Below are 21733 nucleotides of genomic sequence, written 5' to 3'. Positions count from 1 at the left end.
TCCCCGGATTGCGCTTCGCTCCATCCGGGCTACAGGTCTATATTCGTAGCTCCGACGAGCCCACAAACTCCGTCATTGCGAGCGTAGCGAAGCAATCCAGAGTCTTTCCGCAGAGGCAGTCTGGATTGCTTCGCTGCGCTCGCAATGACGACGGAAGGACCTACCATGGCCAAAGCCGCAGTCGCCGCAGGAACCGCCACCGGCCAATGCCTCTGCGGTAAGGTCACCTTCGAGATCGACGTCCCCGCGCGTTGGGCTTGGCATGACCATTCTGCCAGTAGCCGCCGCGCCCACGGCGCGGCCTATGCGACCTATGTCGGAAGCTGGAAGAAGCGCTTTCGCATCACCTCGGGGAAAGCCGCGCTCGCCCGCTACGAGGACAAGGCGAGCAGGACCGCGCGCAGCTTCTGCGCCCATTGCGGCACGCCGATCGCGTACGAGCGGCCGCGCGGACCGCACATGGTCAACATCCCCCGCGCACTGTTCAACGAGCGCACCGGCCGCCAGCCGCTCTATCACATCGCGATCGAAGAGCTTCAGGAATGGGCCTATACCGGCGAGCCGCTGGTGCCGCTGAAGGGTTTTCCCGGCGTGGTCTGGCAGCGCTCGAAAAAGAAGAAGCGCGCTAGCGGCGAAGACCCTTTCGAGCTCGGTCGCGAGGAGGTGCTTTAGCCCTGGCGGCGACCTTGGTCTTCGCCGCAGCAGCCTTCCGCGGCGCCGCTTTGCGTCCCGCGGTATTCGTCGCCACGAAGTCGAGCCCGCGCTTGACCCATTTTTTCAGATCGGCATCGCTCTGATAGCCGTCCGGCGCGACGCGCACAAAGCCGGTCATGATGCGCCCGCGCATTTCCATCGGGCTGGTGTGCGGCTCCTGCAGCATGCGGGCGTGCGCGTCCGGGCCGACACGGATCAGCATGCCGCCGCGCCCGCTTACGGTGCAGCACATGGTGTTGTTCACCATGAAGCAGAGGCCGCCCATCATCTTCTTTTCCGCGACGTCTCGCTGACCCGCCAGCAATTTGCGCACCCGCGCCGCGGTGTTCTCGTCATAGGCCATCGCGTCTCCCCGTGCAGGTTTACGCCCGAGCATGTTCCCAGCTTGCCCGCGCCGACGCAAGTCTGCCATGACGGCGCTTCCTTGCGTGCCTCGGCCAAGTTCGGCCATCATGCCTCACCTTGCGGCAGCGCCCGCGGGGCCTGGAGGAAACATGAAGAACAAGATTACCGGCCGCTCCGCTTTTCTCGCGCTGCTCAAGGACGAGGGCATCACCCATCTGTTCGGCAATCCCGGCACCACCGAGCTGCCGATCATGCATGCGCTGAAGGACCATCCTGATCTCACCTATGTGATGGCAATGCAGGAGAGCCTGGTGGTGGCGATCGCGGATGGCTACAGCCGCGCCTCCGGTAAGCTCGTCGCCTGCAACGTCCATGTCGCGCCGGGGCTCGGCAACGCAATGGGCTCGCTCTACAACGCCCAGTTCACGGGCACGCCGATGATCCTGACCGCCGGCCAGCAGGAGCAGGGCCACGGCCTGATGGAGCCGGTGCTTTATGGCCCGCTGGTGCGGATGGCCGAGCCGCTGGTGAAATGGGCGGTCGAGGTGACGCCGCCGACCGGGCCGGTGTTTATCTCGCTGCCCGGCGATATCCTCAACAGCGAGGCCGGCATCGATCTCGGCCGCTCCACCCGGATCGATGCCCGCGTAAAGCCGTCGGACGAGGCACTGAAGGCGTTTGCCGCGCGGCTGCTCAAGGCCGAACGTCCCGTCATCGTCACCATGGACGAGGTGGTCAAGAGCGATGCGCTGAAGGAGGCCGCCGAACTCGCCGAGCTGCTTGGTGCGGCCGCCTATCAGTCCTCGACGCCCTATGGCTCGCATTTCCTCTCGGAAAGCCCGAGCTTCCTCGGCACGCTGGCCCGCGTGCAGAAGGTCGCGCGCGACACGCTTGCGCCGTATGACCTCCTGATCGCACTCGGCGGCGATCCCCTGCGGATGTCGGTCTATAGCGAGGTCGATGCGCTGCCCGACGGACTCGGCATCGTGCAGATCGGCCTCGTCGATTGGGAGATCGCCAAGAACTACGGGGCCGAAATCGCGCTGAAGGCGGATCTGAAGGAAACGCTGCGGGCGCTGATCCCGGTGCTGAAGGAGATGGGCGGCGCCGCGCTGGCAAGCCGTGCAAAGCAGCGCCTCGTCGAACTCGCGCCGAAGAACTGGACCGCGCGGCGTGCCGCGCTGGTCGAGCAGATCGGCAAGAGCGCCGGCCGCAGCCCCATCGATCCCGACTTCCTGGTGCTGCAAATGGTCGAGGCCATGCCCGATCATGCGATCCTCGTCGACGAAGGGCTCACCTCGAGCCGCCAGATCACGGCGCTGCGTCCGCACCGCGACCGCTTCGGCTATCATGGGCTTGCCTCCGGCGGCATCGGCTGGGGCCTGCCGGCCTCCGTCGGCGCCAGCATCGCCAATCCGGATCGCCCGGTGGTTTGCTTCTCCGGCGACGGCAGCGCGATGTATTCGATCCAGTCGCTGTGGACGGCGGCGCATCACAAGCTGCCGCTCAACGTCGTCATCGCCAACAATGGCGGCTACCGCATCATCAAGCAGCGCCTGCTCGCCTTCCATGGCGACGACAATTACGTCGGCATGGATTTTGTCGATCCGCCGGTGGATTTCGCAGGGATCGCGAAGGCGCTCGGCTGCGAGGCGATCAAGGTGAGTGATCCCCGTGAGCTGAAGGCGACGCTGTCGTCGGCGTTCAACCGCCCCGGAACGAAGCTGATCGAGGTGATGGTGGACGGGAAGGTGTAGGGCAGCGCGCCATCGCGTCGGTGCTCGCCATGTTCTCAGCTGTCATCGCCCGACTTGATCGGGCGATCCAGTATTCCAGAGACGGCTGTGATTCCTCGATAGGCCGCGGCGTACTGGATGCCCCGGTCCCGGCTCCGCCAAGGCTACGCCGGGGCAACAAGGGTGCTCGGCCGCCGAAGCCATTTGGCGAAGGCGGCAAGCCGGGGCATGACAGCGTACCTAGCGGCTTCTACCCCTTCTTCCCCACCCGATACCCCGCCGCCGGATGCGGTGCACCGAGCCTCGCACGGCCGTCGCCGAACAGCTTCTCCCGCAATGTGCCCTTTGCGTATTCCGGCTTGTAGCGGCCGCGCTTGGTCAGCTCCGGCACCAGCATGTCGGCGATATCCTCGAAATCGCCGGGCGAGATCGCGAACGCGACATTCAGCCCGTCGACGTCAGTCTTCTCGAACCAATCCTCGATCTTGTCAGCGACGCTCTCCGGCGTGCCGACCACGACCGGACCGGCGCCGCCGATACCGACATGCTCGATGACGTCGCGGACGGTCCAGACGCGGTCGGGGTCGCCGCGGGTGACGTTGTCGAGTGCGCTGCGGCCGGCATCGTTCTGGACGTGACGCACCTGCTGGTCGAGCTCGTAGCCGGAGAAGTCGATGCCGGTCCATCCCGACATCAGGGCCAGCGCGCCTTCCGGACTGATATGCGACCGGTAGTCGGCATATTTCGCCGCCGCTTCGGCTTCCGTGTTGCCGAGGATGATCGTCATCATGTTGAACATCAGGATCTCCGCCGGGTTGCGGCCGAGCGCGGCGGCTTCCTGGCGGATCGCGGAGACGCGCGGCGCAATGATCTTGGCCGATGGTCCCGACATGAACACGCATTCGGCGTGTTTCGCCGCAAACTGCCGGCCGCGCGGCGAGGTGCCGGCCTGGTACAGCACGGGCGTTCGCTGCGGCGACGGCTCGCTGAGGTGGATGGTGTTGTTGATGCGGTAGTTCGCGCTCTCGTGATTGATACGGTGAACCTTGCTCGGATCGGTGAAGATGCCGCGCTTGCGGTCGCGCCGCACGGCGTCGTCCTCCCAGCTGCCTTCCCATAGCTTGTAGACCACCTCCATATATTCGTCGGCGATGTCGTAGCGGTCGTCATGCCCGGTCTGCTTGTCCTTGCCGGCGCCGCGCGCGGCGCTGTCGAGATAGCCGGTGACGACGTTCCAGCCGATCCGTCCCTCGGTGAGATGGTCGAGCGTCGACATCCGCCGCGCGAACGGGTAGGGCGGCTCGAAGGACAGATTGCTGGTGACGCCGAAGCCGAGATTCTGCGTCACCGCTGCCATCGCCGAGAGCAGCAGCAGCGGCTCGTTCGACGGCGTCTGCGCTGCGTTGCGCAAGGCCGCGTCAGGGCTGCTGCCATAGACGTCATAGACCCCGAGCACGTCGGCCAGGAACAACCCGTCGAAGCGGCCGCGTTCCAGCGTTTTGGCAAGGTCGATCCAGTAAGGCAGGCGGTTATATTCGGCGGTGCGATCGCGCGGATGGGTCCACAGCCCGGGTGATTGATGCGCGACGCAATTCATCGCAAAGGCGTTGAGCCTGATCTGCTTGGCCATGATGATCCCCCGGCGCCCTGTACCGAGCGCTCTTCGAATGATAAACGTGCGCCTCAACTTGGCGAAGTTCTTGCATATTCTTGGCCCTTGGCAAGGGCCAAGAATAGAAAGGCTTGCGCTTGGCAAGGCCAAGATCAGCGGCGCTCCCGCTCTTGGCAAGCCAATCTCAAGAGAGCAAGAACGAAATCGCAAGAGAACTACAAGAACTGTCCAAGTCCCCGCCACTTTCGAAGGGCTACCTGTCTCGGGTAAGGTCCTTCGTCCCAACGCCTCGAAAAACCAGCCATGACAAGAGCCGACGCCATCGCCCGCGCCCGTGACGATTTCAAATCCGGTGCGTTCCTCACCGAGCTCGACCGCCGTGTGGCCTTCAAGACCGAAAGCCAGAACCCGTCGCGCGGCGCCGAGCTGCGCGGCTATCTGGAACAGGAGATGATGCCCTCCTTTGCTGCGCTCGACTTTACCAGCCGCATCGTCGAATCCCCGAGCGGCAAGGCGCCGTTCCTGTTCGCCGAGCATCATGAGAGCGCGTCAGCGCCAACCGTGCTGATCTACGGCCATGGTGACGTCGTCGACGGCATGGAGGGGGAGTGGCGCGACGGCCGCGATCCCTGGCGCACGACGGTTGCGGGCACGCGGCTCTATGGCCGTGGCACCGCCGACAACAAGGGCCAGCACAGCATCAACATGGCGGCACTCCGCGCGGTGCGCGAGGCCCGCGGCGGCAAGCTCGGCTTCAACGCAAAATTCATCGTCGAAATGGGCGAGGAAATCGGCTCGCCCGATCTCGGCAAGGTCTGCGACCTCAATCGCGATGCGCTCAAGGCCAATCTGTTCATGGCCTCCGACGGACCGCGCCTGTCGGCCGACCGGCCGACCTTGTTCCTGGGCTGCCGTGGCGGCATCCGCATTCATCTCGACGTCAATCTGCGCGATGGCGGCCATCATTCCGGCAATTGGGGCGGCGTGCTCGCCAACCCCGCGACCATTCTCGTCAACGCGATCTCGACGCTGGTTGACGGCCATGGCCGGCTTCAACTCGATGCGCTGAAGCCGCCGCGGCTCACCAACCAGATCCGCAGCTATCTCGCCGACGTGCAGGTGGTGCCGACCGAGGACGAGCCGGCGCTCGCGGAGAACTGGGGCGAGGAAGGGCTGTCGGCCGCCGAGCGGCTCTATGCCTGGAACACGCTCGAAGTGCTGGCGATGTCGTCCGGAAATATCGAGAAGCCCGCGAATGCCATCCCCGGCCACGCCAATGCCGTGCTGCAACTGCGTTTCGTGGTCGGCACCAAGGTCGACGGCCTGATCGATGCCGTCCGCGCGCATCTGGTGCAAAAGGGCTTTCCGATGGTCGAGGTGCGGGCCGCCCAGAGCTTTGCGGCGTCGCGCACCGATTTCGACAGCCCCTGGATCACATGGGCGGCGGATTCGGTGAAAGAGACCACCGGCAAGGCGCCGGCCGTTTTGCCGAATTTCGGCGGCTCGCTGCCCAACGACGTGTTTTCCGAGATCCTGGGCCTGCCGACGATCTGGGTCCCGCACTCCTATCCCGGCTGCTCCCAGCATGCGCCCAATGAGCACATCCTGCTGCCATTGACCGAAGAGGCCTTGACGGTGATGGCCGGGCTGTTCTGGGATCTCGGGGAATTGCCCAAGCCATTAAGCTGAGCCATTAACCTGAGCCGCAATCCAGCCGAAAGTCACATTCTAATCCGGCCCAATCTGTGCTTGCATCCGGGCCGCATCATCCTGAAAGGGGAATAAAAAAGTGAGACATTTCCGTAGCATCGGCCTCGCGCTCGCCGCGACCTTCGCCGTCAGCCAGGCCGGGGCCCAGGAGCTGACCGGCACGCTGAAGAACATCAAGGACACCGGCGCCATCACGCTCGGCTTCCGTGATTCCTCGATCCCGTTCTCCTATCTCGACGACAACCAGAAGCCCGTCGGGTTCGCGATGGACATCTGCTACAAGATCGTCGACGCCGTGAAGAAGGAGCTCAAGCTCGACAAGCTCGAGGTCAAGCTCAATCCGGTGACTTCGGCGACCCGTATTCCGCTGATGGCCAACGGCACGATCGACCTCGAATGCGGCTCGACCACCAACAATGCCGACCGCCAGAAGCAGGTGGCCTTCACCAACACGCACTATCTGACTGCCAGCCGCTACGTCTTCAAGAAGTCGAGCGGCCTTAAGTCGATCGACGATCTCAAGGGCAAGACGGTGGTCTCCACCGCCGGCACCACCAACATCAAGCAGCTCACCGAGGCCAATGTCGCGAAGAGCCTGGGTGCCAATATCATCCCGGCCAAAGACCATGCCGAGGCCTTCCTGATGGTCGAGACCGACCGCGCGGTCGCCTTCGTGATGGACGACGTTCTGCTCGCGAGCCTCGTTGCCGGCTCGAAGACGCCGGACGACTATGTCATCTCCAAGGACGCGTTCTCCAAGCCTGAGCCCTACGGCATCATGCTGCGCAAGGACGACGCGCCGTTCAAGAAGGTGGTCGATGGAGCAACCGCTGCGCTCTACACCTCCGGCGAGGGCCTGAAAATCTACGATAAGTGGTTCACGGCCAAGATCCCGCCGAAGGGCCTCAACCTCAACACCCCGATCTCGGCCGAGCTGAAGAACGAGTTCGCGAAACCTTCGGACTCGCCGAACCCGGACGACTACAAGTAAGATATAACCTCGGTCTCCGGATCGGGATGATGTCCGGCCACTCTTGACACCAGAGTGGCCGGACATTTGCATAGGCGCCGGGACATCCATAGCTGGCGCGTTCGCGCGGGGGACACGTGAACTACCACTGGAACTGGGGAATCTTCTTCGAGCCGAACCCGATGGGGACCGGCACCTATCTCGATATGCTGCTGTCGGGACTGGTGTTGACCCTCAAGACGGCGGCGCTCGCCTGGATCATCGCGCTGATCTTCGGCTCGCTCGTCGGCGTCATGCGCACGCTGCCGTCCAAGGGCGCCTACTGGTTCGGCTTCTGCTGGGTCGAGTTCTTCCGCAACATGCCGCTGCTGGTGCAGCTGTTCCTGTGGTTCTTCGTGCTGCCGGAATTGCTGCCAAAGGCCGCCGGCCTCTGGCTGAAGCAGCTGCCGAACGCGCCGTTCTGGACGGCCGCGATCGGCATCGGCTTCTTCATGTCGGCCCGCGTCGCGATACAATTGCAGGCCGGTATCGGCTCGCTGCCGCGCGGCCAAAAAATGGCGGCGACCGCGCTCGGGCTGACCACCGTGCAAGGCTATCGCTACGTGCTGCTGCCGATGGCGTTCCGCATCATCCTGCCGCCGCTGACCTCCGAGTTCCTCAACACCATCAAGAACACGGCTGTCGCCATCACGATCGGCCTGATCGAGTTGACTGGTCAGGCGCGCTCGATGCAGGAATTCTCGTTCCAGGTGTTCGAGGCTTTCACGGCCGCGACCTTGCTCTATCTCCTTGTCAACGCCATTGTCGTGACCGCGATGCGCTTCCTCGAGCGCTGGGTCGCGATCCCCGGCTACATCACGGGGAAATAGCACCATGTTCAGCAATCTCGATTTCGAGGTCATCCGCCGCTCGCTGCCCTATCTGTTCTACGAGGGCATGACCTTCACGGTGACGCTGACGGCGCTCGCCGCCCTCGGCGGCCTGATCTTCGGCACGGCGATCGCCCTGATGCGGCTGTCCGGCTACAAGACACTCGGGCGCATCGCGGGTGTCTATGTCGACTTCATGCGCTCGCTGCCGCTGGTGCTGGTGATCTTCTGGTTCTATTTCCTGGTGCCCTATATCGGGCAGTGGGTGACCGGCGCCTCGCGTCCGATCAGCGTCGGCGCGTTCGCATCCTCGCTCATCACCTTCATCATGTTCGAGGCGGCGTACTTCTCCGAGATCATGCGCGCCGGGATCCAGTCGATCTCGCGCGGCCAGCCGGCCGCCGCCAACGCGCTCGGCCTGACTTACGCGCAGACCATGCGCTACGTCGTGCTGCCGCAGGCGTTCCGCAACATGCTGCCGGTGTTGCTGACGCAGACCATCGTGCTGTTCCAGGACACCTCGCTGGTCTATGTGCTGTCGATCCCGGACTTCCTCGGCGCGGCCAGCAAGGTCGCGCAGCGCGATGGCCGTCTGGTCGAGATGTATCTGTTTGCCGCCGTCGTCTACTTCACCATTTCCTGCATCGCGTCTTTCGGCGTTCGCCGCCTCCAGTCGCGCATCGCCATCATTCGATAGAGCGCATCGGTCATGATCGAAATCAGCCACGTCAACAAATGGTACACCCCGACCTTCCAGGTGCTGACCGACTGCACCACCAGCGTGACCAAGGGCGAGGTCGTCGTGGTCTGCGGCCCCTCGGGCTCGGGCAAGTCGACGCTGATCAAATGCGTCAATGCGCTGGAGCCGTTCCAGGAGGGCGACATCAGCGTCGACGGCACCAAGGTCAATGACCCCAAGACCAATTTGCCGAAACTGCGTTCGCGCGTCGGCATGGTGTTCCAGCACTTCGAGCTGTTCCCGCATCTGAAGATCATCGACAACCTCTGCCTCGCGCAGCAGAAGGTGCTAGGACGGTCGTCCGACACGGCTGTGGCAAAGGGTATGCAGCTCCTGGACCGCGTCGGCTTGAAGGAGCAGGCGCAGAAATTTCCGGCGCAGCTCTCCGGCGGCCAGCAGCAGCGCGTCGCGATCGCCCGCGCGCTTGCCATGGACCCGATCGTCATGCTGTTCGATGAGCCGACCTCGGCGCTCGACCCCGAGATGGTGAGCGAGGTGCTCGACGTCATGGTCGATCTCGCCCGCGAAGGCATGACCATGATGGTCGTCACCCACGAGATGGGTTTTGCCCGCAAGGTCGCTAACCGCGTCATCTTCATGGACCGCGGCGAGATCGTCGAGGACGCGGCGAAGGAGGACTTCTTCGGCAAGCCGCGCAGCGACCGCGCGCAGAAGTTTCTGTCGAAGATTCTGTCGCATTAACCTCTGCTGTCGTTCCGGGACGCGCCTCTTGGCGCGGGCCCGGAATCCATAACCACCGGCCGGGGTTATGGATTCCGGGCTCGTCGCTTCGCGCCGCCCCGGAATGACGGGTTGAGGGTTTCGTGACCCCAACAAATCCCGTATACGGGCAGGCAAATCCCCCTTTCCCTCCCCAGGAGACCTGCCTTGGACTCGATCGCCTACGTCAACGGCTCATTCGTCCCGCTCTCGGACGCCAGAATCTCGGTCCTCGATCGCGGCTTCCTGTTCGCCGACGGCATCTACGAGGTCTCGGCCGTGCTCGACGGCAAGCTGGTCGACAACGCTTCGCACCTGACGCGGCTGGAGCGCTCGGTCGGCGAGATCAAGCTGAAGCTGCCGGAGACGGTCGAGCGCATCACCGAGCTCCAGAAGGAGCTGATCGCGCGCAACAAGGTCGAGAACGGCCTCGTCTATCTCCAGGTCACGCGCGGCGCCGACAAGGGCCGCGACTTCGCCTTTCCCAAGGGCGACGTCAAGTCGAGCCTGGTGATGTTCACCTCCGAGAAGGACATCATCAACGCCGCCTCGGCCAAGACCGGCATCAACGTGATCACCGTGCCCGACATCCGCTGGGAACGGCGCGACATCAAGAGCGTGGCACTGCTCGCGCAGGTTCTGGCGAAGCAGGCCGCGGCCGAAGCCGGCGCCGGCGAGGCCTGGATGCTGGAAGACGGCTACGTCACCGAGGGCGGTTCGTCCTCGGCGTTCATCCTGACCAAGGACGACGTCATCGTGACCCGCAAGAACTCCAACGCGATCCTGCCGGGCTGCACCCGCAAGGCCGTGGTGGCGCTCGCCGAAGAGCGTCAGCTTCGCGTCGAGGAACGTTCCTTCACGGTCGCCGAGGCGCTCGCCGCCAAGGAAGCCTTCGCCACCTCGGCGTCGCTGTTCGTCCAGCCGGTGGTTGCGATCGACGGCAAGAAGGTCGCCGATGGCAAGCCCGGTCCGATGGCCACGCGGCTGCGGGAGATCTATATCGAGTTCGCCAAGGCGACGGCGGTTTAGGCCGCAAACTCCGCTATCGTAGGGTGGGCAAGGCGAAGCGTGCCCACCATTCCTTCAGCGAAGGCGTCAGAAGACGTGGGCACGGCGCAAGTGCGCCTTTGCCCACCCTACGAGATTTGCCCGAGAGGAAGCGCCGTCCTACGCCACCGACGCCTTCACCTTCACCGGATGCACCGCGCGGAACGCGATCGCGATTCGGTTCCAGGCATTGATCGCCCCGATCAGCATCGTCAGGTTCACCGTCTCCGCATCGGAGAATTGCGCGCGGACCTGCTCGTAGACGTCGTCCGGCGCGTGGGTCTCGGAGATCAGCGTCACTGATTCCGTCCAGGCCAGCGCGGCCCGCTCGCGATCGGTATAGAGCGGGGATTCGCGCCAGGCGTTGAGCAGATAGATGCGCTGTTCGGTCTCGCCGCGCTTGCGGGCGTCCTCGGTGTGCATGTTGATGCAGAAGGCGCAGCCGTTGATCTGCGACGCCCGGATCTTGACGAGCTCGATCAGCGATTTCTCGAGGCCCGTGGACTGGATCTGCTCCTCCAGCGCCATCAGCGCCTTCATCGTGTCGGGGGCGGCCTGGTAGAAGTTCATGCGGGGCTTCATAGTCGTTCTCCTTTGCTTGAGTTAGTCTCTTGGGTTGATCTCAGTGAGCTCCACCGGCCGAGGTCTGGCCGGGTTTCTTCAGGAAGAATACGGCGATCAGGGCCACGATCAGTGCCATGCCGAGCAGATAGAAGGTGTCGCTGAAGGCGAAGATGTAAGCCTGCTTCTGCACGGTGTGGCCGATCGCGACATAGGCGCGATGCGCGGCGTCGGCGCGGTCGAGCACGCCGTGATTGATGAAATACTGGGTGAGCTGCTCGAGCCGCGTCCGCGTCGCCTGCTCGAACACCGAGACCGACTGCATCAGCACGTTGGAGTGATATTGCTCGCGCTTGGTCAGCAGGGTCTGGAGCAGGGCGATGCCGACGGCGCCGCCGAGATTACGCATCATGTTGAACAGGCCCGAGGCCGAGCCCGCATTCTCCGCTTCGATGCCGGCGGTCGCCACAGCCGACAACGGGGCCATCACGAGCGCTTGGCCGATCGCACGGACGACATTGGGCCACAACAGCTGGTCGGCAGCGTAATCGTTGGTCATATAAATGTTCAGGAAGTTCGAGGCCGCGAACAGGACGAAGCCGACGCCGATGATGATCCGCGCGTCGAACTTCTGCATCAGGCGCGGCACCAGCGGGATCAGCACGAGTTGCGGCAGTCCGGTCCAGGCCAGCACCATGCCGATCTGCTCGGCATTGTAGCCCTGGATGCGCGCCAGATATTGCGGCAGGATGAACACCGAGCCGTAGAGCGCGACACCGAGCAGGAAGTTCGCGAGCATGCCGAAACCGAAATTGCGGCGCACCAGCAGGCGCAAATTGAGCAGCGGCTTCTTCGCAGTGAGCTCGATGATCAGGAAGGCGGTCAGCGCGGTGGCCGCGATGACCGACAGCTTGACGATGAAAGGCGAGCCGAACCAGTCGTCCTCGTTACCTTCCTCCAGCACGGTCTGAAGCGCCGACAGTCCGATCGCCATGGTGATGATGCCGGCCCAATCGCCCTCGCGCAGCAGCGCAAGCTTCATGGGCTTGGCGTCGAGCGCGTACCAGAGCATGCCGACCATGATCGCGCCGGGCACGAGGTTGACGTAGAAGATGTACTGCCAGCCGAAATTCTCGGTGAGATAGCCGCCGATGGTCGGGCCGATCGCCGGTGCGAACGTCGCCGACAGCGCGAACAGCGCAAGGCCGACGGGCTGCTTCGCCCGAGGCAACAGCGTGATGATGAGCGTGAACGCCATCGGGATCAGCACGCCGCCGGTGAAACCCTGCACCGCGCGCAGCACGATCATTTGCGGCAGGTCCTGCGCCAGCGCGCAGGCCGCCGACAGCAGCAGGAACAGGACCGCATTGGTGAGCAGATAGATGCGGATCGAGAACACCTGCGCAAGCCAGCCGGAGAGCGGGATTACCACGATCTCGGCGATCAGATAGGAGGTCGAGATCCAGCCGCCATCGTCGATGCCGGCGCCGATCGCGCCCTGGATGTCGGCGAGCGAAGCGTTGACGATCTGGATGTTCAGCACCGCCATGAAGGCGCCGAGGGTCGCGCCGATCACCGCGATCCAGGTTTTTGCGGAAACCGCCGGCGTGGCGGGCGCAGCAGGGGCGGGAATGCCGGCAGCGGAGGCGGCGTCGGCGGTCGGTTGGAGCGTGCTCATGGAAGCCTCGTCTCGGTCACGGAGACAGGATGCATTAGGCGGTTGGTTTCGATAATCGAGGAAGCGCGGGAAGGATCATCCGGCAGGACTTGATAATCCTGCCGGCCTTCCCGGCTTCAGCCGCCGTTCGGGCGCGGTGCGTTGTCGGCGAGCCGCTTGGCCGTCTCGCGCTCGGCCAGCACCGTCGCCTTGGTGTCGATGGTCGGCACCGCCGACATGCCGGGCCTGAGCAGGCCGGTCAGGCTGTGGTCGTCGAGCACGATCTTCACCGGCACGCGTTGCACGATCTTGGTGAAATTTCCGGTGGCATTATCGGGTGGCAGCAGCGCGAATTCAAGTCCGCTGGCCGGCGAAAGGCTGTCGACGTGACCGCGAAGCGTGCGATTGCGAAAACTGTCGACGTGCAGCTCGACCGGCTGGCCCGCACGCACATGCGTGAGCTGCGTCTCCTTGAAGTTGGCGACGACATAGACCGCATCGAGCGGCACCACCGCCATCAATTGCGTGCCGGCCTGCACATACTGGCCGACGCGCAATGAGCGTGCGCCGACCGTACCGTCCACCGGTGCGGTGATCTCGGTATAGGACAGGTTCAGCTCTGCCTGCTGTGCGACCGCGCGGGCGCGGTCGAGCTGCGCCGTGGCCTGGGCGCGCTGGGTGGTGAGCACGTCGACCTTGCGCTGCGCGGCCACGAGGCCCGACTTGGCGTGCTGCAATTGCGCGTTGCTGGCGCGCAGTGCTGCATCGGTCTGCTGCGCACGCTGGATCGTGCCGGAGCCCGACTTCATCAGGTCGTCGTATCGGGCGCGTTCTTCCTGGGCGAATTTCAGATTGGCGTCGTCCGCGGCCACGTCGGCCGTGCTCTGCTCGATGATCGGCTGCTGCAGCTCGAGCTGGGCGTCGATGTTGCGCACCGAGGCTTCGCCGGCGGCGACGTCGGCGCGGGCCTGGTCGAGCGCGGCCTTGAAGTCGCGGTCGTCGATCTTGGCGAGGAGCTGGCCGGCCCGGACCTTCTCGTTGTCGCCAACCAGCACCTTCGCGATGTAGCCGGAAACCTTGGGGGCGATGATGGTGGAATCCGCCTTCACATAGGCGTCGTCGGTGGATTCGAGATAACGGCCGGTGCTCAGGTAGTTGTAGCCGAAGTCGCCGGCCGCGGCGATTCCGAGGGCCAGTGCCAAGCCGATGGCCGCCCGCCTGATCGCCTGCCGGGATGGACGAAAGCTGATTTTCTGATTGGTTTCAGTAGCATAAGAAGCGTTCGACATGGCATCCTCGGAATTCCCAACCGCCCCGGTCCGAACGGTGCGCCGTTGGTGCCGGCAAGATGCGCTGTCTTCCCGCTTGTGATAATCCCGGAAGAAATGGAAGCATTATCCACCCATAGCGGATAATCCGGAGCCAGACCGATGGACCGCTTCACCAGTCTCACCGCCTTCGTCCGGGTGGTTGAAAATGGCGGCTTCTCCGCCGCCGCCCGCCGGCTCAACATGTCCACGACCATGGTGAGCAACCACGTCCAGGCGCTGGAGGACCGGCTCGGGGTTCGGCTCCTGAACCGCACCACGCGAAAAGTGAGCCTCACCGAAATCGGCAAGGCCTATTACGACCGCTCGACGCAGATCCTCGCCGATCTGGAACAAGCTGATGACATCGCCGGCGCGCTGCAATCGACGCCCCGCGGCACGCTGCGCATTCACACCGCCACCCACATGGTGCCGTTCGTCGCGCCCGTGATGGCCGAATTCCTCGCGACCTATCCGGAGGTCAAGGTCGATCTGCGCATGGGCGAGACCAATGTCGACCTGATCGAGGAGGGCTTTGATCTCGCGCTGCGCATGGTCGCGCCGCCGGACTCCAGCCTGATCGTGCGGAGCCTGGCGACCTGGCGACACGTGCTTTGCTGCTCGCACGGCTATATCGAGGCGCATGGGCGCGTGCAGACGCTCGAGGAACTCGCCGGGCACAATTGCGTGCGCCACATCAACTATCCCTTCGACGAGTGGCGCTTCTTCGATCGCAAGGGCACGCCGGCCTCGGTGCGCGTCTCCGGCAACCTGATCACCAACAGCGGCGAAGCGCTGCGCGAGGCCGCGTTGCAGGGCGCCGGCATCAGTCTTGCGGCCGGCTTTCTGGTGGGTGAGGACCTCGATGCGGGCCGGCTGGTGCGCCTCCTGCCGGAGTACCGGCCGGTCGAGATGTCGATGAACGCGGTCTATCCGCATCGGCATCATCTGTCGGCGAAGGTCAGGACCTTCATCGACATGCTCGTCCAGCACAGCGCCGAGCAGCAGAAGCTGATCAATCCGTATGCGTGAGACGTCGTCGTTCCTCATCCTGAGGAGCGCGGAACGCGCGTCTCGAAGGATGAAGGCCAGTGGCCTCGCCCTTCGAGACGCTTGCTTCGCTAGCTCCTCAGAGTGAGGAGATAGATATATGTTCGCCTCAAGCGGCAGAGCCGTAGGGTGGGCAAAGGCGCGAAGCGCCGTGCCCACCACCCATCAATGATAGCGAAAGGAGGTGGGCACGCTTCGCTTTGCCCACCCTACGAGAGCGTCAACGCGGTGCGGGCAGTCGTCCGAACACGCTGTCGAGCGCCACGCCGATCGCGAGCAAGCGGCGATCGCTGCCCGCCGGGCCATCCAGCTCAAGTCCGATCGGCAATTTGCTTGCCGCACCAAGCGCTATCGGAATCTGGACGCCGGGAATGCCGGCATTGCTGCCGGGATCGGTGTTCTGGATGATCAGGCCGAAATTCTCGAGACTGCTGGCGTCCGGGTTGGAGGCAATTGCAACGCGCGGCGTGGTCGGGAAGGCGACGGCGTCGAGCTTGTTGGCGGCAAACGTATTGCTGTAGAGCGCCTGAAGCGCGGGGCGCGCGGTCTTGATCGCGGCGTCATAGATCGGCCTCGCGTCGAACAGCGCGTTGTCGGGGCCGGGCAGTTTGCGCGGGATCACCATGCCGTCATAGATGCCTTTCACGTCGGCGCTGGAGATCTTCTCTGCCAGCGCCTCGATGCTGAGGCCGGTCCCGGTGCGCTTGAGATAGGCGACCATGTCGTCATAGGCCTCATACAGCGCGACGGGAAAGCTGACCTGGCCGTTGAGCTCGGCGAGCTCAGGCATCTCGATCTCGACGACCGTGACGCCCTTCGCCTTCGCTTTTGTGATCGCCGTGTGGAACGCGGCTTCTGTATCGGCGTCGAGATTGGTCAGCATCGCCTTCGCGATGCCGATCCGCACCTGCTTCAGATCAGCCGGCGCAACCTCGTCGCCGCCGGCGATCACGCGATCGAGCAGCGCGACATCCGCCATCGTCGCGGCCATGGGCCCCGCGGTGTCGCGGGTGTGCGAGATCGGCGCAATACCCTCTTGCGGATAGCGCCCGACCGTCGGGCGCAACGCGGCGCATCCGTTCAGCGCGGCGGGGACACGGACCGATCCGCCGGTGTCGGTTCCGAGCCCGCCCGTGACGATTCGCGCGCCGAGCGCGGCGCCCGTGCCGGACGAGGAGCCGCCGGCGATCAGCGTGCGGTCATAGGCGTTGCGCACGCCGAACTCCGCGCCGGTCTTGAACGCGGTGTTGTAGCCGGAGATGCCGAAGGCGAGCTCATGCATGCTGGTCTTGCCGATGATGACGGCGCCTGCGGCCCGCAGCTTCGCGACTACGGGCGCGTCGGCCTCCGGAACGTAGCCCTTCAGTGCCGGTGTGCCTGCGCTACAGGGCAGTCCCGCGACCTCGATGTTGTCCTTGATCACGATGGGCACGCCGCCGAGCGGCTTTGTCCTGTCGCCCGTCGCGTCGAATGCGGCAGCGGCTTTCAGGGCGCCGGCCTCGTCCAGCGTGACGAAGGCATTGAGCTCGGCATGGGCTTTGGCGCGGCTCAGTGCTTCCGTCGTGAGTGCGGTGCTCGTGACTTTTCCGGCGCGCAGGTCGGCGACGGCCTGACTCAGAGTCAACTGGTCGAAATCCATGATGCGTCATCCGATTGCAGGGGCGCCAACAGGGGGCCACCTAAAGTCCGGAGGCTGAGGCCTCACTGGTGCTGCGTCAACCGTGGGCGTGCATCTTTTGCGTTACCGACGTCGTCAAATTCGTGAGCAGCCGCTCGACCTCGGGCTTCACCTTGGCGATCGCGGTGTCCTTCACTGGTCCGTAGCCGCGGATCTCCATCGGCGCTTTTGCGACGGCGACGAGGTTGGGTAGGTGCGCTGCGTCGAGCTGGCCGAGCATGCGTTCGATCAGGCCTTCATACCAGGCGATCAATTCCCGTTCAGTGCGCCGCTCATCCGTGTAGCCGAACGGATCGAACGGCGTTCCGCGCAATCCCTTCAACCGCGCCAGCATCGCGAGCGGCATCTGGATCCACTGGCCGAAAGCGCGCTTGCGCGGACGGCCGCGTGCGTCAGGTTTTGACGGCAGGAACGGTGGCGCAAGGTGATATTGGACGCGAAAACCGTCCTCGAACTCGCGCTTCAGCTCGCCGAGGAAACCGCTCTGCATGTGCAGACGCGCCACCTCGTATTCGTCCTTGTAGGCCATCAGCTTGAACAGGGCGCGCGCGACCGCCTCGGTCAGCACCTCACTGCTCAGAGCGGCTTCGGCCCGGCGGACCCTCGCGACGGTCGCCCGATAGCGCATCGCATAGGCGGCGTCTTGATAGGCGGCGAGGAAATCGGCGCGGCGATCGATGATCTGATCGAGCGTCTCGGCTTCGGGCGCTTCGTCACTCCCCGGCAAAAACTCCGGATCGGCCGCGGCGATCCGGCCCCAGGCAAAGGCCTGCTTGTTCCGCTCGACCGCGACGCCGTTGAGCTCGATCGCGCGCAACAGCGCTTGCAGCGCGACAGGAATAAGCCCGCGTTGCCAGGCGAAACCGAGCATGATGATGTTGGCATAGACTGCATCGCCGAGCAGCCGCTCGGCGAGCGCGTTGGCGTTGATGGTGTCGAGATTGTCGTTGCCAATGACTTGTCGGATCGCGCGCAGGCGGGCAGGCGAGGCGAGATCGGCGTCGCGGAAGCGGACGACGTCGCCGGTCGGCATCTCCGCGGTGTTGACCGCGGCGCGCATGCCGCGGCGATAGGTGCCGGACGCCTTAGGTGAGGAACTGACGACGAGGTCGCAGCCGATCAGCGCGTCGGCCGCGCCCTGGTCGATGCGGACCTGATGCAGCTCGTCCGGACTTGATGCAAGGCGGATGAAGCTCAGCACGGGACCAAATTTCTGTGCAAAGCCGGTGAAATCCAGCACGGAGACGCCACGCCGCTCGAGATGCGCGGCCATGCCGATCAGCGGGCCGACCGTGATCACGCCGGTGCCGCCGACGCCGGTCACGAGCAAATCGTAGGGACGATCGAGCGTGGCGGGAGCGGGCAGGGGAAGCGTAGCCGCGCGACCGACTACGTCGATCTCGCTCGCACTCTTCTTCCGGCGCGTCGCGCCTTCGACGGTGACAAAGCTCGGGCAGAAGCCGTTGAGGCAGGAAAAATCCTTGTTGCAGGACGAGAGGTTGATCTGGCGCTTGCGACCGAACGGCGTCTCCCTTGGCTCGACGCTGAGGCAGTTGGATTCGACCGAGCAGTCGCCGCAGCCTTCGCAAACGAGATCGTTGATATAGGCAAAGCGCTTTGGGTCGGCCATCTGTCCGCGTTTGCGCCGGCGACGCTTCTCGGTGGCGCAGGTCTGCTGATAAATCAGGACGGAGACGCCGGAAATGTCTCGCAGCTCGCGCTGCACGGCGTCCATCTCCTCGCGCGGATGGATCGTCACACCGATCGGCAGGTCTGCCGGCAAGAATTGCGCGGGATCGTCCGACACCAGCGCGATGCGTCCCACGCCTTCGGCGCGAACGCTGTGGGCGATGGCATGCACGCTGATGGGACCGTCGACCGGCTGGCCGCCGGTCATCGCCACGGCATCGTTGAACAGGATCTTGTAGGTGATGTTGGCCCTGGCGGCGATCGCCTGCCGGATCGCCATCGAGCCGGAGTGGTAGTAGGTGCCTTCGCCGAGATTCTGGAACACGTGCTTGTGGCCGGTGAAGCGTGACGACGCCGCCCAGTTGACGCCTTCGCCGCCCATCTGGATCAGCGAGGAGGTCTCGCGGTCCATCCAGCTCGCCATGAAATGGCAGCCGATGCCGGCCAGCGCCTTGGAGCCTTCCGGCACCTTCGTCGACGTGTTGTGCGGACATCCGGAGCAGAAATACGGCGTGCGCGTCGCACCGCTGACGTTGATCGTGCGCGCGGCCTCGGGCATCAAGGCGGCCGCGCGCGCGGCGAGATTGAGGCCTGGGAACATCGGGTCGAGCCGGCGTGCGAGCACGCCAGCAAGCGCACGCGGCGACAATTCGCCGATCCAGGAGATCAGCCGCGCCCCTCGCTCGTCGTGCTTGCCGACCACGCGCTCGGGCTTTGAGCCTGGATAGTCGTAAAAATATTCCTTGAACTGGCTCTCGATGATGCCGCGCTTTTCCTCGACGACGAGGATCTCGCGCTTGCCCTTCACGAAGTCCATCGCGTCATGCAGCGCCAGCGGCCAGACCATGCCGACCTTGTAGACGTCGATGCCGATGTCGCGGCAGGCCGCTTCATTGAGGCCCATCAACCGCAGGGCCTCCATCAGGTCGAGATGCGCCTTGCCCGTCGTGACGATGCCGTAAGTGGCATTGGGAATATCGTAGATGTGGCGATCGATCGGATTGGCTTTTGCAAAGGCGTAAACCGCGTGCTTCTTCGCCTCCAGCCGCTCCTCGATCTGGGGGCCCGGCAGGTCGGGCCAGCGATAGTGCAGTCCGCCCGGCGGCGGCGTGAAGTCAGGCGTCTGGAAGGCGCGCGGCGGGTGCAGCGCGACGGATGCACCTGACTCCACGATTTCCGAGATCGCCTTGAAGCCGACCCACATGCCGGAGAAGCGGCTCAGCGCGTAGCCGTATTCGCCGAACTCGAGATATTCGCTGACGCTTGCGGGGTGCAGCGTCGGCATGAACCAGCTCATGAAGGCGACATCGGACTGGTGCGGCATCGAGGAGGAGACGCAGCCATGGTCGTCGCCGGCGACGACCAGCACGCCGCCATGCGGGGAAGAGCCGTAGGCGTTGCCGTGCTTGAGGGCGTCGCCGGAGCGATCGACGCCTGGGCCCTTGCCGTACCAGAGCCCGAACACGCCATCGACTTCGCGATCTGCCTGCGTCTCGACCTGCTGCGAGCCGAGCACCGCGGTTGCCGCGAGGTCCTCGTTCACCGCGGGGAGAAATTCGATGCGATCCCGCTTGAGCCGCTCCTGGATGCGCCAGAGCTCGAGATCGACGCCGCCGAGCGGCGAGCCACGATAGCCGGAGATGAAGCCGGCGGTGTTCAGCCCGGCGGCGCGGTCGCGCCGCGCCTGATCGAGCGCAATGCGGACGATGGCCTGCGTGCCAGTGAGGAAGACACGGCCCTCTTCGCGATCGTAGCGGTCTGAGAGCTCGTAGCTGTCGAGTGATGGAACGGCGTCCATGGCGGACCTCGTGCGGCATCCTGCCGGATGACGGGAGGGTATGCCGGGGAGGCTGGTAGGTCTTGCCTATTCACCCTGTCTTGATCGATAATTCGGTAAAATTTTGCGGAGTATGGCATAATTCGGTAGAAGTTACCGAATCGGGGGCTTCCATGATTGAAGAGCAGGACGCGCGGATTCTCGCCCATCTCCAGACGGACGGCCGCGCCACCAACCAGCAGCTCGCCGACGAGGTCGGCATGTCCACCTCGGCGTGCTGGCGCCGGGTGCGTGCGCTGGAGGAGGCCGGCGTCATCCAGGGTATGCCGCGCTGATCGCGCGCGAGCAGGCGGGCTTTGCGATGTCGGCCATCCTGCATGTCTCGCTGGAGCGGCACGATGCCAAATTCGTCGACGAGTTCGTCGCGCGGGTGACCACGCGGCGCGAAGTGCTGGAGTGTTTCGCGACCACGGGCGACGCCGACTATCATTTGCGCGTCGTCGTGCAGGACATGGCGGCCTACAACAGATTCCTCGACGAGTTCATGTTCCGCATTCCCGGCATCCGCTACGTCCGCAGCAACGTGGTGCTGAAGGAGATCAAGACGAGTGTGGCGCTGCCGTTTTGATTGCGTGGGAAGTGCCGTGGTGCCGTAGGGTGGGCAAAGGCGCGCTTGCGCCGTGCCCGCCATCTCGCCTCCATTACGAATGCGGTGGGCACGCTTCGCTTTGCCCACCCTACGGCTCCTCAGGATGAGGACTACCGCTGCTCCCGCACAAACCTGTTCCGCAATGTCCCCACGCCGGTGATGTCGATCTCCACCACGTCGCCGTGCCCGATGTCAGGCGAGGCGCCGTCCGTGCCCATCCAGATCACGTCGCCGGGCCACAGCGTGAAGTACTTCGTCAGCTCGACCAGGAACGGCACCACGCCGAAGATCATGTCGTTGGTGTAGAAGCGGTTGGTCTCCTTGCCGTTGACCCGGACGACGGTTTCCATTTTCGCCAGATTGGCCTCGGTTTCGATCCACGGGCCCATCGGCTTGAACGTGTCGGCGTTCTTCGAGCGCCACAGGCTGCGATCGGCCTTCTGCCAGCTGCGTTCGCTGACGTCGTTGCCGATGGTGTAGCCGAACACGCAATCCATCGCATTTTGCTTGGTGAGATGCTTCACCTTCTTGCCGATCACGACGACGAGCTCGCCTTCATAGTGGATCTTGTCCGTCGCAAAGGACGGGATCACGACGTCCTCGTCATGCGCGATCAGCGCGTTCTGGGCGCGGTAGCCGATCTCGGGTCTATCAGGGACGGCCGGCACCTCGCCGCGCTTGTCGGCGGCTTCCTTCAGGTGCTTCAGATAGTTCAAGCCGACGCAATAGAAGGTGCGCGGGATCAGCGGCAGCTCGATCCGAACCTGCGCCAGCGGATGCGTGCGCGAGGTGCGCTGCCATTCGCCAAAGGGATCGCCGTCGACCGCGATCACCTGGTCGCCCTCGACAATTCCCCAGGAGGTCTTGTCCGAGGCAGTGAATTTCAGCCAGCGCATGCTCTGT

At 64.3% G+C, this 21733-nt stretch carries 17 protein-coding genes and 1 pseudogene; 10 read left to right on the top strand and 8 right to left on the bottom strand.

Annotated elements, in window-relative coordinates; genetic code table 11:
• Positions 1 to 165: 165 nt before the first annotated feature.
• Positions 166 to 672 (top strand): GFA family protein, encoded by a 507-nt coding sequence (locus HAP41_RS37415; protein ID WP_071909458.1) that lies wholly within the window; start codon positions 166 to 168, stop codon positions 670 to 672.
• On the opposite strand, the gene HAP41_RS37410 is transcribed toward HAP41_RS37415, so the two are convergent.
• Positions 626 to 1168: a TfoX/Sxy family protein gene (locus HAP41_RS37410; RefSeq protein WP_224580638.1), complete on the bottom strand. Its 543-nt coding sequence runs from the start codon at positions 1166 to 1168 to the stop codon at positions 626 to 628. The genes HAP41_RS37415 and HAP41_RS37410 overlap by 47 nt on opposite strands.
• A 40-nt stretch (positions 1169 to 1208) precedes the next feature.
• On the opposite strand from HAP41_RS37410, the gene HAP41_RS37405 reads away from it, so the two are divergent.
• Positions 1209 to 2816 (top strand): thiamine pyrophosphate-binding protein, encoded by a 1608-nt coding sequence (locus tag HAP41_RS37405; RefSeq protein ID WP_166083564.1) that lies wholly within the window; start codon positions 1209 to 1211, stop codon positions 2814 to 2816.
• 229 nt (positions 2817 to 3045) lie between these two features.
• On the opposite strand, the gene HAP41_RS37400 is transcribed toward HAP41_RS37405, so the two are convergent.
• Positions 3046 to 4425: an LLM class flavin-dependent oxidoreductase gene (locus tag HAP41_RS37400; protein WP_166083565.1), complete on the bottom strand. Its 1380-nt coding sequence runs from the start codon at positions 4423 to 4425 to the stop codon at positions 3046 to 3048.
• Between the two features lie 285 nt (positions 4426 to 4710).
• On the opposite strand from HAP41_RS37400, the gene HAP41_RS37395 reads away from it, so the two are divergent.
• From HAP41_RS37395 to HAP41_RS37370, 6 genes are all read left to right on the top strand, one after another.
• Positions 4711 to 6096 carry a M20 family metallopeptidase gene (locus HAP41_RS37395; RefSeq protein ID WP_166083566.1) on the top strand — a complete coding sequence of 462 codons (1386 nt, stop codon included), beginning with the start codon at positions 4711 to 4713 and terminating at the stop codon, positions 6094 to 6096.
• Positions 6097 to 6196: 100 nt separating this feature from the next.
• The gene (locus HAP41_RS37390; protein WP_166083567.1) at positions 6197 to 7108 is read left to right on the top strand and encodes an amino acid ABC transporter substrate-binding protein; all 912 of its coding nucleotides are present in this window, start codon (positions 6197 to 6199) and stop codon (positions 7106 to 7108) included.
• Between the two features lie 116 nt (positions 7109 to 7224).
• Complete coding sequence (locus HAP41_RS37385; protein ID WP_063985667.1) at positions 7225 to 7956, top strand: amino acid ABC transporter permease; 732 nt, start codon at positions 7225 to 7227, stop codon at positions 7954 to 7956.
• Between the two features lie 4 nt (positions 7957 to 7960).
• On the top strand, positions 7961 to 8653 hold the full coding sequence (locus HAP41_RS37380) for an amino acid ABC transporter permease (protein WP_166083568.1): 693 nt from the start codon (positions 7961 to 7963) through the stop codon (positions 8651 to 8653).
• A gap of 12 nt (positions 8654 to 8665) precedes the next feature.
• Complete coding sequence (locus HAP41_RS37375; protein ID WP_014491857.1) at positions 8666 to 9397, top strand: amino acid ABC transporter ATP-binding protein; 732 nt, start codon at positions 8666 to 8668, stop codon at positions 9395 to 9397.
• Positions 9398 to 9583: 186 nt separating this feature from the next.
• Positions 9584 to 10444 carry a D-amino-acid transaminase gene (locus HAP41_RS37370; protein WP_166083569.1) on the top strand — a complete coding sequence of 287 codons (861 nt, stop codon included), beginning with the start codon at positions 9584 to 9586 and terminating at the stop codon, positions 10442 to 10444.
• A 138-nt stretch (positions 10445 to 10582) separates the two neighbouring features.
• On the opposite strand, the gene HAP41_RS37365 is transcribed toward HAP41_RS37370, so the two are convergent.
• The 3 genes from HAP41_RS37365 to HAP41_RS37355 form a co-directional block, all read right to left on the bottom strand.
• Positions 10583 to 11044: a carboxymuconolactone decarboxylase family protein gene (locus tag HAP41_RS37365; RefSeq protein ID WP_007615070.1), complete on the bottom strand. Its 462-nt coding sequence runs from the start codon at positions 11042 to 11044 to the stop codon at positions 10583 to 10585.
• Between the two features lie 40 nt (positions 11045 to 11084).
• The gene (locus tag HAP41_RS37360; protein WP_166083570.1) at positions 11085 to 12701 is read right to left on the bottom strand and encodes an MDR family MFS transporter; all 1617 of its coding nucleotides are present in this window, start codon (positions 12699 to 12701) and stop codon (positions 11085 to 11087) included.
• Positions 12702 to 12817: 116 nt separating this feature from the next.
• Positions 12818 to 13969 (bottom strand): HlyD family secretion protein, encoded by a 1152-nt coding sequence (locus HAP41_RS37355; RefSeq protein ID WP_166083571.1) that lies wholly within the window; start codon positions 13967 to 13969, stop codon positions 12818 to 12820.
• 141 nt (positions 13970 to 14110) lie between these two features.
• On the opposite strand from HAP41_RS37355, the gene HAP41_RS37350 reads away from it, so the two are divergent.
• Positions 14111 to 15019 carry a LysR family transcriptional regulator gene (locus HAP41_RS37350; protein WP_166083572.1) on the top strand — a complete coding sequence of 303 codons (909 nt, stop codon included), beginning with the start codon at positions 14111 to 14113 and terminating at the stop codon, positions 15017 to 15019.
• 238 nt (positions 15020 to 15257) lie between these two features.
• Here HAP41_RS37350 and iaaH read toward each other — a convergent pair whose 3' ends face one another.
• Positions 15258 to 16676, bottom strand: coding sequence for an indoleacetamide hydrolase (iaaH, locus tag HAP41_RS37345; protein ID WP_166083573.1), 1419 nt, complete (start codon positions 16674 to 16676; stop codon positions 15258 to 15260).
• Positions 16677 to 16752: 76 nt separating this feature from the next.
• Positions 16753 to 20202, bottom strand: coding sequence for an indolepyruvate ferredoxin oxidoreductase family protein (locus tag HAP41_RS37340; RefSeq protein ID WP_166083574.1), 3450 nt, complete (start codon positions 20200 to 20202; stop codon positions 16753 to 16755).
• 152 nt (positions 20203 to 20354) lie between these two features.
• Here HAP41_RS37340 and HAP41_RS37335 point away from each other — a divergent pair.
• Positions 20355 to 20809 (top strand): annotated as a pseudogene (locus HAP41_RS37335) (Lrp/AsnC family transcriptional regulator).
• A 131-nt stretch (positions 20810 to 20940) separates the two neighbouring features.
• Here HAP41_RS37335 and HAP41_RS37330 read toward each other — a convergent pair.
• Positions 20941 to 21726 (bottom strand): fumarylacetoacetate hydrolase family protein, encoded by a 786-nt coding sequence (locus HAP41_RS37330; RefSeq protein WP_166083575.1) that lies wholly within the window; start codon positions 21724 to 21726, stop codon positions 20941 to 20943.
• Between the last annotated feature and the right edge of the window lie 7 nt (positions 21727 to 21733).

Source organism: Bradyrhizobium barranii subsp. apii (genome assembly GCF_011516635.5).
Classification (GTDB): Bacteria; Pseudomonadota; Alphaproteobacteria; order Rhizobiales; family Xanthobacteraceae; genus Bradyrhizobium; species Bradyrhizobium barranii.
Note: the sequence above shows the minus strand (reverse complement) of the source record. Positions and strands in the feature narration are given on the sequence as shown.